The sequence below is a fragment of the Planctomycetaceae bacterium genome, from assembly GCA_041398785.1.
In the GTDB taxonomy this organism is placed as follows: Bacteria; Planctomycetota; Planctomycetia; order Planctomycetales; family Planctomycetaceae; genus JAWKUA01.
Map to the genome: position 1 here is coordinate 33,261 of JAWKUA010000020.1, position 13,551 is coordinate 46,811.

The following is a 13,551-nucleotide window of genomic DNA, read 5'->3' on the forward strand; positions in this document are numbered from 1 at the left end:
GTGTTGGCTGTCGCTGATTCGCTGATCTGCCGGCGGCCCGGAATCAGGCCGTGAGTTGCTCTACCGGCGGTTGCGATTCGGAGCCGGCGACTGAGCACTGGCAGGCTGTACCGGCGGGCGAGAAGCGTCAGACGAAGCTTCATACCGGTTGTTCAGGTATTTCAGCACGCTGTCGGTCATGTCATTTTCCGGCTGAAAGTAAAGGATCGTCTTGTTCATTGTCTGGACGGCTTCGGCCGGGGACGTCGAGTCGTCGATTTCCTTGCGGTTAAATCGCATGACGACGGTGAACTTCATGTGCTGAGCTCCCAGAGTGACCGCCTGCGTGACGTCGGAGTAAATCACCTTGAACATCTCCGATTCGCGGCGAGCGAGTTTTCGCTGAGTGGCGGCCTGGAAGGCCTGAATATCGCCCTTGGCTTCCAGCAGAGCTTTTTCACCGCGTTCGTATTCGGCGCTGCCCTGTTCAAATCGCTTCAATTCTTCCTGCATCTGCTTCATCACTTCGGCTTTCTGCTGCAGTTCAGCGTCAGCCTTTTCGATTTCCGCCTGCAGACCGGCACGCAGGTCTTCGAACTTCTTGTAGTTCTGGAAGACGTGGGCCATGTCGATCAGCCCGATGCTGCTGCGTCCGGCGTCCTGAGCAAAGACGTCTGAGGTGGAAGCCAGCAGGGTGATGGCGAGCAGTGAAAGAATGAGCTTCTTCACGTGGGGGCACTCCTTTGCCAGTTCAGCCCCGATCCGTGGGGCCGTGTTTTTTGGGGGGGTGAGGTCGCTGAAGCGTCGCAGGACTGTCTCAGACCATCCGGATTTGGTCAATACGATTGGCAATTTCGCGGCCGGCAAAGTGCCCTGGATTCCGCTGATAGCCCTCAGTTCGGCGATTCCTGCCGTTCCAAAAAGTCATCTCCATGGAATTGCCGTTTTCTGATAACAGTACTCCGTTGCGGCTTCGCGTTGAGCCCTGCATGGTGACACGGGAGTCACGGAGCGGCTCTTTCCCGAAAACGCAGATCGAAGCTATCGCACGGAGGCAGGGATGCAACCACGATCGCGACCGGTATTCCTGGTCACCATTCTGCTGCTGTCAGCGTACCTGCCGTGTCCGAGTGCGGCTCAGAGATCGGATCTTCCAGCGGCGAATTTCGGTCTGCTGAATGCCGACCCCATGGCACCGGAGTTTTCGCGAGGACCGGTTCGGCGGACCGCCGAAATTGCTGCCGACGCGAGATTGAACGACGTCTGTGCGATTGGCAGCAGCGTCTGGGCCGTCGGCGAGCGCGGCGTGATGGTGCATTCGAACGACCAGGGAACGTCCTGGACGACTCGCCTGTTTCCGTTCGAATGCAGCCTGCACAGCGTGTGTTTTCTGACGAACCGCATCGGCTGGGTTGCGGGCAGCAGGTTCGACCCGTATTCAAAACAGCTCCGCGGCGTCCTGCTCACCACTCGCGACGGCGGCGATTCGTGGAGTGCCGTTGACGGACGATCTCGCGACAGAAATTCTTCCGCCGGAGTACTGACCGGGGCAATCCCTGGCTACGACCTGCCCGGGATTCGGTATGTGAAGTATTTCGATCTGCAGAACGCCGTCGCACTGACATGTCAGTCCGAAAAACGTCGAGCGGCGCTGCAGACCGACGACGGTGGCCTGACATGGACACCGCTGGACAGCGACGTGGACCAAAGCGGCTGGAATCATGCAGCGTTTCTTCGGCCGGGAGACGGTTTGGTGGTCGGCACGGCTCTGTCCTACGGTGCTGTGGTCGCCAACAAGCTCATCAGCATCCGTCGTCCGTCGTCCACACTGCGTCAGGTGCGTTCGGCCAGTCTGAACGCTGAGGGCCAGGGCTGGATTTCCGGAGACGGTGGCTTTCTGCAGTACAGCAACAACGGCGGCATCACCTGGCAGGTTCCGCCGGCACCGCTGCCGCAGCCGATTTCGGAGGTCATGGATTTCGCCACGACAGCACAGCAGGGTTCGACGTTGTGCGTCGCCGGCAGCCCGGGAAGTCTGATCGTGAGAACAAACGACAACGGAAACTCATGGCAGTTTTCGAAGACGAACCAGGCGAGTCCCATCCGCAGAATGACGTTTGCCGGTCCGTCCGTCGTTATCGCCGTCGGCGAATTCGGCAGCATTCTGAAGTCGACGGATTCCGGAGTCACCTGGACCGGCGTGCGGAGTTCCGGCTTTCGAAGTGCGGTCCTGAGTCTGGTGACCGAACCATCTGATACGGCTCTGACAATGCTGGCTGCGGTTTCGGGCAACGACGGCTTTCGCAGCGTTGTCATTCAGCCGTCTGTCGAGAAGCTCGGGGCGTCTGATGAACCCGCAATTGGAGAACGATTCGCCGCAGCGGTCAGTCAGGTCGGCGGCAACGCAGCGGAACGCGACTGGATGTTGGCTCGCACAGCGCCTCAGCTCCACACGGTCAAGAAACAGTTGCTGGAGAGCTGGAATCGGCAGACAGACGGTCGACTGGGTGAGCTGCTTCCTCTGCGGCTTGCTCGCTCCATCAGAACCTGGCGGCCGGACGTCATCACAGTCGAACGTCGCGCTGAGGATGACCGGGTTGCGGAAATCTGGCTGGACGCAATCGACGTCGCTCGCCGTATTGCCGCCGGGATGGATCATCGTGGCGCTCCACTGGACGCTGTGGGACTTGAACCCTGGCAGACGTCGCGCGTGCTGTTGCGAACCGTCGACGCTGATCGATCGGCGCTGACGTATTCCTCCGATGACCTGCTTGTCCACCTGGCCACAACGCCGGGACTTGTGGCCGACTTCAGTCAGCAGGAACTGTCAAATCTCCACACGGACGGAACTTCCGCGGACGGATATTTCGAAGACGCCGTCAGCTATCGTGTCTACGAAAGTACCCAGGCCGCGGCGACGCCAAATCGCATGTTTTCCGGGCTGTCTCAACAGCCGGCGTCGGACTTTCGCCGCGCGGTGAATTCGGCTGGCCGCGGCAACATCGCGCCACTTGAGGAAACGCTGCAGAAACACCGAGTCTCGCAGTCCGCACTGACGGGACATGTTCACTATTTGAAGTCGGATGTCAGCCTGACGGCCGACGTTCGCGGCGTGGGTCTGGGGCTTCCGCCGGCGCTCGCACTGAAGCAACTGCAACATCTGGTGCAACTCCATTCGCAGCATGAAAACCTGGAAGGGCTGATCGCCGTATTGCAGGAAATCACTCGCCGCTTTCCGGAAAGCAGTGAAGCGATCGATGCCGCTGCGATGCTGTTCACGATCTATTCGTCATCGGAGATTCGATTGCTGAGGAATCGGACGAACGCCCGCTCCGGCGCTCTGCAGGTTGTCGGCGCGACGTCTGACATTCGCGGCCCGGAGCCTGAAAGTGAGGAGTTCGTGCAGCAGCCGGTTGTTCGACCGGCTGTCGCGCAATCGCTGGCGAATTCTCAGGGATCAGATCGTGATGCCGTCAGCGCACGCTGGGACGCTCAGGCGTCAACGGCGCTGGCTTTCGTTCGTGACTCCGGTTCTTCGTCGGGGGTGTCGGCACTAATGCTGTTGCGCGAGGCTGCGAATTTGAATCGCCGCCGCCTGTTCGGAGAACACAACGCGGTGTTATCACAGGCCGCCCAACAGGAAGGACCGTTCGCGGCCTTTGCGAGAGCGGAACTGCAGGCGGTCCACGGAGCCGCGCAGACCCCCATTCCGGCGGTCAATCTTCCGGAGGCCTTCGAGAAGCCGTTTCTCGACGGAGTTCTGAACGACGCCTGCTGGCAGGACGCGACGGAAATCCGGCTGCATTCCGTCGGAGATTCTGCCGGGCAGACCGATCCCGACTGCCTGTTGATGATGTCCTGGGATCGCGAGTTCCTTTACGTTGGCGCTCGGATGGAACGCGTGACACCGCTGGCCGGCGACGGCACGCGTCTGCCGGACCGCGAACATGACGCCGACCATGGCACTCTGGATCGCGTGGAATTTGCCGTCGACACGGATCGAGACTACGCAACCGCGTTTCGTTTTTCGGTCGACGAGTCCGGGCAAACCAGCGAACGCTGCTGGATTTCGGGCCGGTGGAATCCGGACTGGTATGTCGCGATGAGCAGTGACGAAAGCGTCTGGCGATTTGAGGCAGCGATTCCCGTTGCGGAACTCAGCGAGGAACCAGTCGTTCCGGGGATACTTTGGGCGGTCGAAGTGAACCGCGTGGTTCCTGGTCTACTTCGACAAGCGCTTGTGGTGGATGCAGATTCTGCCGGATCGCCGGCGGTCTCTGTCAGCGGTACTGAAGGCTTCGGTCTGATACGCTGCATCCGCAACCTTCGATAAGCCGCGCGGCGGGAGGGTTGGACGTCGACGACGTCGTTCGAATTCCCTTAAACGTGGCTTCCATCCATGCCCATTCTGATCGGCACAGACGAAGCCGGTTACGGCCCGAACCTGGGGCCGCTGGTCATTACCGCAACGTCCTGGACCGTGCCGGACAATCTGGATCCGGCGGAGCTTTGGTCCTGTCTGACGGACGTGGTCAGCAATGAACCGCCGAATTCTCCCGACCTTCTGCACGTCGGTGATTCAAAGCAGGTGTACAACTCCGGTCGGTCCATCGAACCGCTGGAACGATCCGTTCTGGCATTCCTGTCGCTGCTCCGTGAAACACCGCAGACGATTGATATTCTTGGTGCGGAGATTTCCGGACGAGAGTTCGGCGACGCTTACGCGGAAGAACCCTGGAACGACGGCAATGGATTCGCGGTGCCGGTTGCCGCGAACGTCGAACAGTTACCGGCGATGCAGGAACGGCTGCGATCGTGCCTGGAAGCGAATTCCATCCGCCTGAACGCGGTCTTCAGCCGGGTCGTGTTTCCTGTCGAATTTAACAGGCTTGTGGACGAAGCCGGTACCAAGGGTCAGGTTCTTTCAGCGGCGACTCTGGCGCTTGTGCGGCGCTGCACCGATGCCATTGCGGAGCCCGTCAGGGGAACTGTTGTCTGCGACAAGCACGGCGGACGAAATCGCTACGACGGCCTGATCGCGCAGGCATTTGACGATCAGTTTGTGTTTCGAACGCGGGAGTCCGGGCCGATCAGCAGCTATCGCGTTGGAGAGCTGCAGTTCTGCTTTCGAACCAAAGCGGAACAATTGCTGCCGGTGGCACTGGCGTCGATGGTCTCGAAATACGTCCGGGAAATCCTGATGATGCAGTTCAACGAATTCTGGCAGTCGCAGCTTCCTTCGCTGAAACCGACGAAGGGTTATCCGACGGACGCGAAGCGGTTCTGGCAGGACATTGCCGGAACCGCTCGCGACCTTCAGATCGAAAAACACCGACTGTGGCGCCAGCGGTAACGCGGCTACTGCGGCAGACGACCGGTATTGACCACTGGAAACGATCCGGTCACCGACCGCATGAATTCCACCAGATCCAGCTTTTCCTGCGGCTTCAGATCCAGCTTGACGATCTTGTCGCTGAGCCATTTGTTGGGTGTTCCGCCCTTGTTGTAGTGCTCAACGACTTCTTCAAGCGTGGCCATGCTGCCGTCGTGCATATACGGAGCCGACAGCGCGACGTTTCGAATTGTCGGTGTCTTGAACGCTCCGCGGTCCTTTTCCTCTTTGGTAACGACAAAGCGTCCGAGATCGGGCATGTCCTTGTCCATTCCAACGCCCAGATTGTGATACTGCTCGTCAGCAAGATTCGCACCGACGTGACAGTTGCTGCACCCGACTTTCTTGCTGAAGAACAGGTCGCGTCCCCGAACCGCGCTTTCGGACATGGGATGACTACCGGCCGCGGCCTTCGCCGTTTCGTACTCAGCGTATGTCTCCGGGTCATCTTCTTTCAGATCCGCCAGATCCTGCTGATCGAGCTGTTCGAACCGCTTCAGCGTTTCGGCATAGTCAAATGGTGTCGGGCCGGTGACGATTGCTCGTTCGAATGCCGCGATCGACTGCCCGACGGTATCGATCGTCAGGCCGCGATCGGGATAAATTTTCTTAAACTGCATCGCGTAGCCGGGGATCGATTTCAGGCTGGTGACGCACGCGTCGTGGGTGTTGCCCATCTCAATCGGATTCGCGATGGGGCCAACGGCCTGCTCTTCCAGTGACCCCGCGCGGCCGTCCCAAAACTGCTTGTCACTGAGAATCCGGTTGTAGCTGATCGGCGAATTGCGTCCACCGACCTGGTTCTGAATGCCGACACCGGTGGCGGTGTGGCGGGAGTAACCTTCCTGTGGATGGTGACACGTCGCGCAACTGATCGTTGAGTCCGCCGACAGACGTGTGTCAAAGTACAACTGCCGTCCGAGTTCAATCTTTGCCCGAGTGAGCGGGTTCCTGTCGAGTCCCTTGATCTGCGCCTCACCGAGTTTCAGACCGGCAGGAAGCGTGATGTCCAGGACTTCGTGATTGGCCGGATTATTCAGCCATGATTCAATGTCGGCATTTGTCAGAGGCCCCGTGCCGGGGATGCCGGACGTCAGTGGGTCGATTCCAAGCGTCACGTTATCTCCCGCGGCGCACCAACCGGATGCGGCGTGCACGGCGACAACCATCAGCATCAGTTTCAGGGACTTCGAAGCCATATTGTTTCTCCACTTTCAGGGCCAGTCATGTTCAGTTTTTTCGACGAGTTCAGTTTAGGAACCCGCCGTTTCCTGTCCAGGCTGTCACGGCGCGCGAACCTGGTCGTCAGTGACCGCATCCAGGAATTGCCGAATCGTGTCGCGGATTATCCGGAGTCGAGCGTTTTCGGAAATGAGAGTCTGCAGCCGGTCGCAAAGATCGGCGGCGCTTGGGCAGGCGGGCAGCGGGGTTTCGATGGTGGGTGTTTCAGGAACCAGCACGTTCGCCATCCAGTCGAGTACCTCCTTCAGCCCTGATCCGTCTCTGGCCGAAGTTCGAAAGGCCGACGCCCGCTGGTCCCGTGCCAGCGATGACGGCAGAAAGCTCCGCGGGCTTACATCAGATTTGTTCATTAGCACAGAAAACGGAACGGTCGGCGGGATGATCTTCATGAGCCGGTCGTCCTCCGGGCTCCAGCCGGGAATCGCATCTACGATCAGCAGACACGCGTCGCAGAAATTCAGCGCCTCAACAGCGGCCGCGATGCCGCGGGCTTCCGTTTCGCTGTCCGCGATATCACGGATTCCGGCCGTGTCGATCAGACGAAACGGCCAGCCATTCAGAGTTACGTCGACCTCCACACGATCGCGCGTCGTGCCGGGCTGGTCAAAGACGATAGAACGTTCGAACCCCACGATCGCATTCAGCAGGCTGGACTTGCCGGCATTGGGCTGCCCGATGACGACAACCTTCCACGGTTCCGAAAAGTGCTCACACATCGACCGCCATCTCTGCAGTTGCTGCAAGCCGCGGTGAATTGCGTCGACGGAAGTCTGCTCCGAAAGGCTGTTTAGGAAGTCTCGGAGTCGCCCCTGCAGTTGAGCCAGCAAGAGAACGGCTGTGGTTTGTGTCCGGCACTTCAGCAGTTCCCGGCGTAATTCTGCTTCAAGGCGGAATTCCGATGCCCCGGAATGCATGGTCGGGCCTGGTGTGCCGGACGTTTCGTCTGATGTCGAAAGGTCACGTGCGATGCGGTTCACGGCTGCTGGTCCGCCGTGGCAATGGACTTCCCAGGCGTCCGGGGCGACTCGCACGATAACGACGTCTTCACCGCGCCAGGAGCCAGACAGAATCCGATTGATCGCGGCAGTGGCGGGATCGCGACCCGAGTGCGACTTGAAGCAGCGGCGGAAACTTTGCGCCGCGTGGTTCTGCGTCATCTGCGCCAGGATCACCGCGACTGCGCCGCGCCCGGGAGGCGTCAGTTGGCGAATACAGGTCAGACCGGATGGAGTGGATTCGGTCACGGGGCGTTTGCGGTCATCGCGTAAGGACCGGTTTCTCCTGGCGAATCGTGCTGTCCGGGCGGCAAGGATCTCCGCTACGGATTGAAGCGTTCCTGTCGGCAGCAGGAACATCAGCGGACGCGATTTCCGGCTGTGATTCGGCACCTTCGCCGCCTGAGTTCACCAGTTGTTTGCCGGTACGCGCCGAATCATGCGGTCCGCGGAACCAGCGCAGCATGACCAGCGTTGCCGGGTACGTCACCAGCCCGCCCAGCGGTGCGACAATCAGTGTGCCCAGGCACAGCGGCCGGCCAACGTGAAACGCCAGTTCGCGAATTGCTGTCCACCAGCCCGCGAATCCCTCGAACGTCAGAATGTCGCGAAACTGTTCGACGGTTGCGGTGCCCGGAAGAAATCGTGTTCCCACCCAGTAAAGCCCGTAATAGATCGGCACCATAGTCAGTGGATTCGACACATAGATCATCAGCAAAGCAGCCGCGCGATTGAAGTAAAACAGGCGGTACGTGGACAGCGCGATCGCCATCACCACAACCGTTTGCAGTCCGACCGTCGGAGTCATTCCGACAAGCATGCCGATCGCTGCTCCCAGCGCGATCGCGTGAGACGTGTCGTCCAGCGAAAGGACGCTGCGAAGCACCGTTCGAGGGCTTGACCAGATTCGCAGCAGCCTGCGCCACATGGATTCCGCTTCTACTTCTGGACCGGACGATCGCCTGCCGATTTCGGGGCCTCGATCCGGAACCGAGCAACCTTCCCGTTTCCGCGACCGCGGTTCGAATTGATTCCTGTCGGCGGGTGAAAACGCCGTGAGCGTTCCGCGCGGCGGAACATCACATTTTTTCGGCGATTTCCGAGTATACGCTGCCGTCGCCGGAATCGTAAAAGGCGTAACCGCAAATAGCAGCCGTCCATGGCAAAACAGCGTCTGTCTTCCCGATCATCGGCATTTCATGCTGCGTTTGGGAATTCCGACCGACGCAAAACGAATCAGGCGATGAGTTCCTCCACCACTTTTCCATGCACGTCCGTTAATCGAAAATCCCGTCCGGCGTAGCGGAACGTGAATTTTTCGTGGTCGAAACCCAGCAGCCGCAGGATCGTTGCCTGCAAATCGTGGACGTGAACCTTGTTTTCGACAGCACGAAATCCAAAGTCGTCGGTCGCTCCGTGAACATATCCGCCGCGCACGCCGCCTCCGGCCAGCCATGTTGTGTAGCCCCAGTGGTTATGGTCCCGGCCGTTGATTTTTCCCGCGTTGGAACCCTTCTTCGGCAATTCCACGGTCGGCGTCCGGCCGAATTCTCCGCCCCAGATCACCAGTGTTTCGTCCAGCAGCCCGCGCTGTTTCAGGTCGGTCAGCAGAGCTCCAATTGCCTGGTCGCACTGTCCCGCCAGACGCCGATGGTTGATTTCAATGTCGTCGTGATTGTCCCACGGCTGGCCGTCTCCGTGCCAAACCTGAACGAAGCGAACACCGCGTTCCACCAGCCTGCGGGCGATCAGAATCTGTCGTGCCTGAACTCCCTTGCCGTACAACTTGCGGATGTGTTCCGGTTCGCGGCTGACGTCGAACGCATCCGCGGCTTCCGTCTGCATGCGAAAAGCCAGCTCAAACGACTGAATGCGTGATTCCAGTTGCGGATCACCCGAGTTTTCCCGGACGTGCATGGCGTTCAGAGTTCTGAGTAACTGCAGTTGCCGCGCCTGCTGTTCCGGCGGGATGCGGTCGTTGCGGATATTCTCAACCAACTGCTCCACGCTGGTGTTTTTCGTGTTGATATAAGTTCCCTGATACACGCCCGGCAGAAATCCTGCCTGCCAGTTCTGTGATTCCTGGATCGGATACCCTCCGGGACACATGGCCACAAACGCCGGCAGGTTCTGGTTTTCCGTGCCGAGCCCGTATGTCAGCCAGGAACCCATGCTTGGCCGCACGAGTCGGGCGTTTCCGCAATTCAGCAGCATCAGCGAAGGTTCATGGTTGGGAACGTCGGCGTGCATGGAACGAATGACGGCGATGTCGTCGATGCAGCGGCCCACGTTAGGGAACAATTCACTGACTTCAATTCCGCTTTCCCCGTACTGACGAAAGCGGAACGGCGACGCGAAGGCTGCACCGGTCGGCCGTTCTGTTTTCAGATTTCCGCCCGGTATCTCCCGTCCGTGGTGCTTTGTCAGCATCGGTTTGGTGTCAAACGTGTCAAGATGCGACGGACCGCCGTTCATGAACAGATGAATCACGTGCTTGACTCTGGAAGGGAAGTGAGCTCCCTTCGGCAACATCGGATTCGTCCCCTGAGTCAGGTCAGCGGCACCGGCCGACGACGCCAGCAGATCTGTCAGCGCCAGTGACCCAATGCCCATACCGCAGCGAGCCAGCATTTCGCGACGACTGGTCAAAATCGGTCCGGCGACGGGCGTTGTGCTGTGTGCCAAGTCCATAACAGTAGGAATTTCTTTCAGCGGACTCTAATTCAGTTTACGAACATGAATTCGTTCGTCATCAGCAGCGCCTGTGCCAATTGCGACCAGATCGCCGAATCTCCGGTGTCCGCCGACGTACCTGCGAAATCAAGCGCGGCTGATGTTTCTTCGGCCGTCGGCTCCCGCTGCAGCACAATCCGGAACAGTGCTGAGACTCGCGCCTTCGAATCGGTGATGTCGGCGGACTGAAGCCTTGCCGCAATCGCATCAGCCTGTTCCATCATGAACGGATTATTCAATTGGAACAGCGCCTGCTGCGGAACGGTGGTTTCAAATCGTCGGGGCGCGTGCGTGTCCGGGCTGGCCAGATCGAACGTTCGGAAGACTCCCGGAAGGTTCTGCCGGTCGATTCGGGAATACACCGCACGGCGTTTTGGAAAGGGCTGCGTCGTGATGTCGACGGAAGGACCGCCGATCGACGCGTCGAGTTGTCCCGATGTGGCCAGGACAGCGTCGCGGTGAGCTTCAAAGTCAAGCCGTCGCCGATCCATTCTCGCCAGCAGACGGTTTTCGGCATCGACTGCCGCCGCATCGGGCCGGCGGTCGCTGCTTTGCCTGTACGTTCCGGAAATCATGATGTGCCGAATGACGGTCTTACGCGACCAGCCGTGATCGATGAAGTATCCCGCCAGATAGTCGAGCAGTTCCGGGTGACTCGGCGGATCGCTGCGAAGTCCGAAGTCGCTCGGGGAATCGACCAGTCCCCTGCCGAACAGATGCATCCAGATGCGATTCACCGCCACTCGAGCCGTCAGCGGATTATCGGGGCTCGCGATTTTTTCCGCGAGCTCGCGCCGTCCGCTGCCCTGCTGAAACGGTTCCGGTTCGCCGGCGGAAAGCGCTGTCAGAAAATGCCGGGTGACCTGCGGTCCGCGGTTACCCGGACTGCCTCGCAGAAACACGACCGGTTCCCGAGGCTGATCGCGATCCACCAGACGCAGCGGCCACGGTTCGCCGCCTGGTTCATCAGACGAATCAAAGACGCCGTACAGCGCGTAGTAGTCCGTCTGCGGAACCGGATCGTACTTGTGATCGTGACACCGAGCACACGCGACTGTGAGCCCCATCGTTCCGCGAGCCACCAGGTCGATGCGGTCGTCGATGATGTCGTGCTTGTTGTTCAGGAACCGTCGGCCACGCGTCAGGAATCCCATCGCCGCAAGGTTCTCCGCCGTTTGTTCGTCGGGAAACGTGTCCGCCGCAATCTGGCGAATCAGGAATTCGTCGTACGGCATGTCGGCGTTCAGGGAACGAATGACCCATTCGCGAAACTGCCAGGCATTGGCATATTCGCGGTCCTGAGTGAACACGTAGCCCTTTGTGTCCGAGTAACGGGCGACATCCAGCCAGTAGCGTCCCCAGCGTTCACCGAATTGTGGTGAGGCAAGCAGTCGATCCGTGAATTCGTCGAGCCATTCGTCTCGCTGCTTCGCGCTGGTTGGCTCGGCAACTACAGCGATGTCCAGAAGATCCGCAGCGGCCAGATCTTCGGGATTTGGAGGCAGTCCGACGATGGCAAACGATAACCGCCGGACCAGCGTTCGAGCCTGTGCCGGTTCAGATCGATTCAGATTCACGTCACGCAACCGCTGGTCAATGAATGCGTCGACCGGATGCGCGTCGCCGGTCGTCGTGTTGACAGCCGGAACGGAAGGACGACGGATGGGTTGAAACGCCCAGTGCTGCTGCCAATTGCCTGTGGCTGCGGCTGATCCGAATTCGGAAGCTTCCGGCCAGATGGCGCCGTCCTGCACCCATCGCGTCAGGATTGCAATCTGATCATCGGAAAGCTTTTGGTCCGGGGGCATCCGTACGTCCTCGTCAGGCCATGCAATGACCTGCAGCAATCGGCTGCCGTCGGTGTTGCCAGGCTGAACCAGCGGCGAGGACGACGCCGACCCCGCCAGTACCTGAACTCGGGAATCGAGCCGAATGTCGGATTCCTGAGTTTCCGGACCGTGGCACTGAACACAGTTTTCCACCAGCAACGGCCGGACCTTGCTCTCGAAGAAATCCGCACGTTCGTCCGCCTGCAATCCGGGTGCGGCAGACAGCACCCACGCGGCGCACAGATAGAACACAGGACGCGTCATTTCAGGAACTTCGTAACAACTCGGCGGGAGGACAGGGCAGGGCAGGTGACGGAGTGCAGTCAGGCTGACCGGCACTGGCGGGGATCTTGAAATCATACCGTGCGACGGTCTTTGAGTCGACGAAATGGTCCGGCGGCATTTCACACACCTGGTCCGGTTCTGCCGGTTCAATCATTTGTTTTGCAGCAGGTCAATCTGCAGCCGCGCCACATGCCACATGAAGTTCGGGCCGAACCCGCCGGTTCGCGGCCATTTACGAGACACCGCGCGCCCCAAATATCGCTTCGCGGCTTCGAAATCCGGTTCGGGATTCCCGCCCTGCTGCACGACAAGGTGCATTCCGATGTACAGCTCCGTATAGAAAAGTCGCTTCTCCTTTTCTTCGGCGGAAATGTCGGAGGGAATCGCCGCCAGTGCTTCTTCGGCGCTCAGCGTACCGTCGAAAAGCCTGTACACCGCGGGAAATGGCTCGCGATCGTCTTTGTCATACCGGATCAGTTCCTTCGCAGCATGTTCACCGCCCTTCGACTTGTACTGAGACAGATATCGCCAAATGCCGTTTTCGCGATCAACGTTGTCAAAGCTGTGATACTTCTCGAATTGCTGCGCCGCGGCCTGAGGTTCGTCCGCAAAAAAAAGCGCGATTCCAAGTCGCCAGTGAGACGCATCAAGTTCGCGGTTCAGTGAGACCATGCTGCGATATTCACTAACTGCCTGCTTGAACTGACCGAGAAAAAAGTAAGCGTCGCCGCGACGCGAGTGTACCTGGACCGCCCTGGGATCATCCGCATCCGGAGCGGGGAAATCCGTCAGAACTTTTTCCGCCTCGTCGCGAATTGCCTGCCGTGCTTTCTCCGTCAACGGCTGGTCCTCCTCCGTGGCCGAAACGGTCGGCGACGATTCGTCACCGGCGTGAACGTCCCCGATCGCGACGCCAACCAGCGACCCGATTCCAACCGAAAGACTCAGAGCAGAGATGATTGACGCGTGATTCCGGCGCATAAGTGGTCCTCGTGTCCAAACTGTGAATTGGCGTGCAATGTCGCGGGATGAAGTTTCTTGTCGCTCGATTTTGGAAAGCGCCGAGCCGATCCGGAAGGTGATTGCGCTGGTCTTC

General features: G+C 59.5%; 9 protein-coding genes. 2 read left to right on the forward strand and 7 right to left on the reverse strand.

All coding sequences use genetic code 11. The features are described from left to right. Positions 1-60 precede the first annotated feature (60 nt). A complete protein-coding gene (locus tag R3C19_20630) occupies positions 61-708 on the reverse strand; it encodes an OmpH family outer membrane protein (protein ID MEZ6062757.1) in 648 nt (215 codons plus the stop codon). Between the two features lie 331 nt (positions 709-1,039). On the opposite strand from R3C19_20630, the gene R3C19_20635 reads away from it, so the two are divergent. Both R3C19_20635 and R3C19_20640 read left to right on the forward strand, forming a co-directional pair. Further along, positions 1,040-4,312, forward strand: coding sequence for a hypothetical protein (locus R3C19_20635; protein ID MEZ6062758.1), 3,273 nt, complete (start codon positions 1,040-1,042; stop codon positions 4,310-4,312). 66 nt (positions 4,313-4,378) lie between these two features. Beyond that, positions 4,379-5,332, forward strand: a complete 954-nt coding sequence (locus tag R3C19_20640) for a hypothetical protein (protein MEZ6062759.1) — start codon at positions 4,379-4,381, stop codon at positions 5,330-5,332. Between the two features lie 5 nt (positions 5,333-5,337). Here R3C19_20640 and R3C19_20645 read toward each other — a convergent pair whose 3' ends face one another. The 6 genes from R3C19_20645 to R3C19_20670 all read right to left on the reverse strand — a co-directional run bounded on the left by R3C19_20645 (position 5,338) and on the right by R3C19_20670 (position 13,436). After that, the gene (locus R3C19_20645; GenBank protein ID MEZ6062760.1) at positions 5,338-6,570 is read right to left on the reverse strand and encodes a cytochrome c peroxidase; all 1,233 of its coding nucleotides are present in this window, start codon (positions 6,568-6,570) and stop codon (positions 5,338-5,340) included. A gap of 84 nt (positions 6,571-6,654) precedes the next feature. Next, positions 6,655-7,857 carry a GTPase gene (locus R3C19_20650; GenBank protein ID MEZ6062761.1) on the reverse strand — a complete coding sequence of 401 codons (1,203 nt, stop codon included), beginning with the start codon at positions 7,855-7,857 and terminating at the stop codon, positions 6,655-6,657. Between the two features lie 13 nt (positions 7,858-7,870). Continuing rightward, positions 7,871-8,536, reverse strand: coding sequence for a DUF2062 domain-containing protein (locus R3C19_20655; protein MEZ6062762.1), 666 nt, complete (start codon positions 8,534-8,536; stop codon positions 7,871-7,873). A 308-nt stretch (positions 8,537-8,844) separates the two neighbouring features. Next, on the reverse strand, positions 8,845-10,299 hold the full coding sequence (locus R3C19_20660) for a DUF1501 domain-containing protein (GenBank protein ID MEZ6062763.1): 1,455 nt from the start codon (positions 10,297-10,299) through the stop codon (positions 8,845-8,847). Between the two features lie 32 nt (positions 10,300-10,331). Beyond that, positions 10,332-12,434 (reverse strand): PSD1 and planctomycete cytochrome C domain-containing protein, encoded by a 2,103-nt coding sequence (locus R3C19_20665; GenBank protein ID MEZ6062764.1) that lies wholly within the window; start codon positions 12,432-12,434, stop codon positions 10,332-10,334. 171 nt (positions 12,435-12,605) lie between these two features. Next, positions 12,606-13,436, reverse strand: coding sequence for a hypothetical protein (locus tag R3C19_20670; protein ID MEZ6062765.1), 831 nt, complete (start codon positions 13,434-13,436; stop codon positions 12,606-12,608). Positions 13,437-13,551 lie beyond the last annotated feature (115 nt).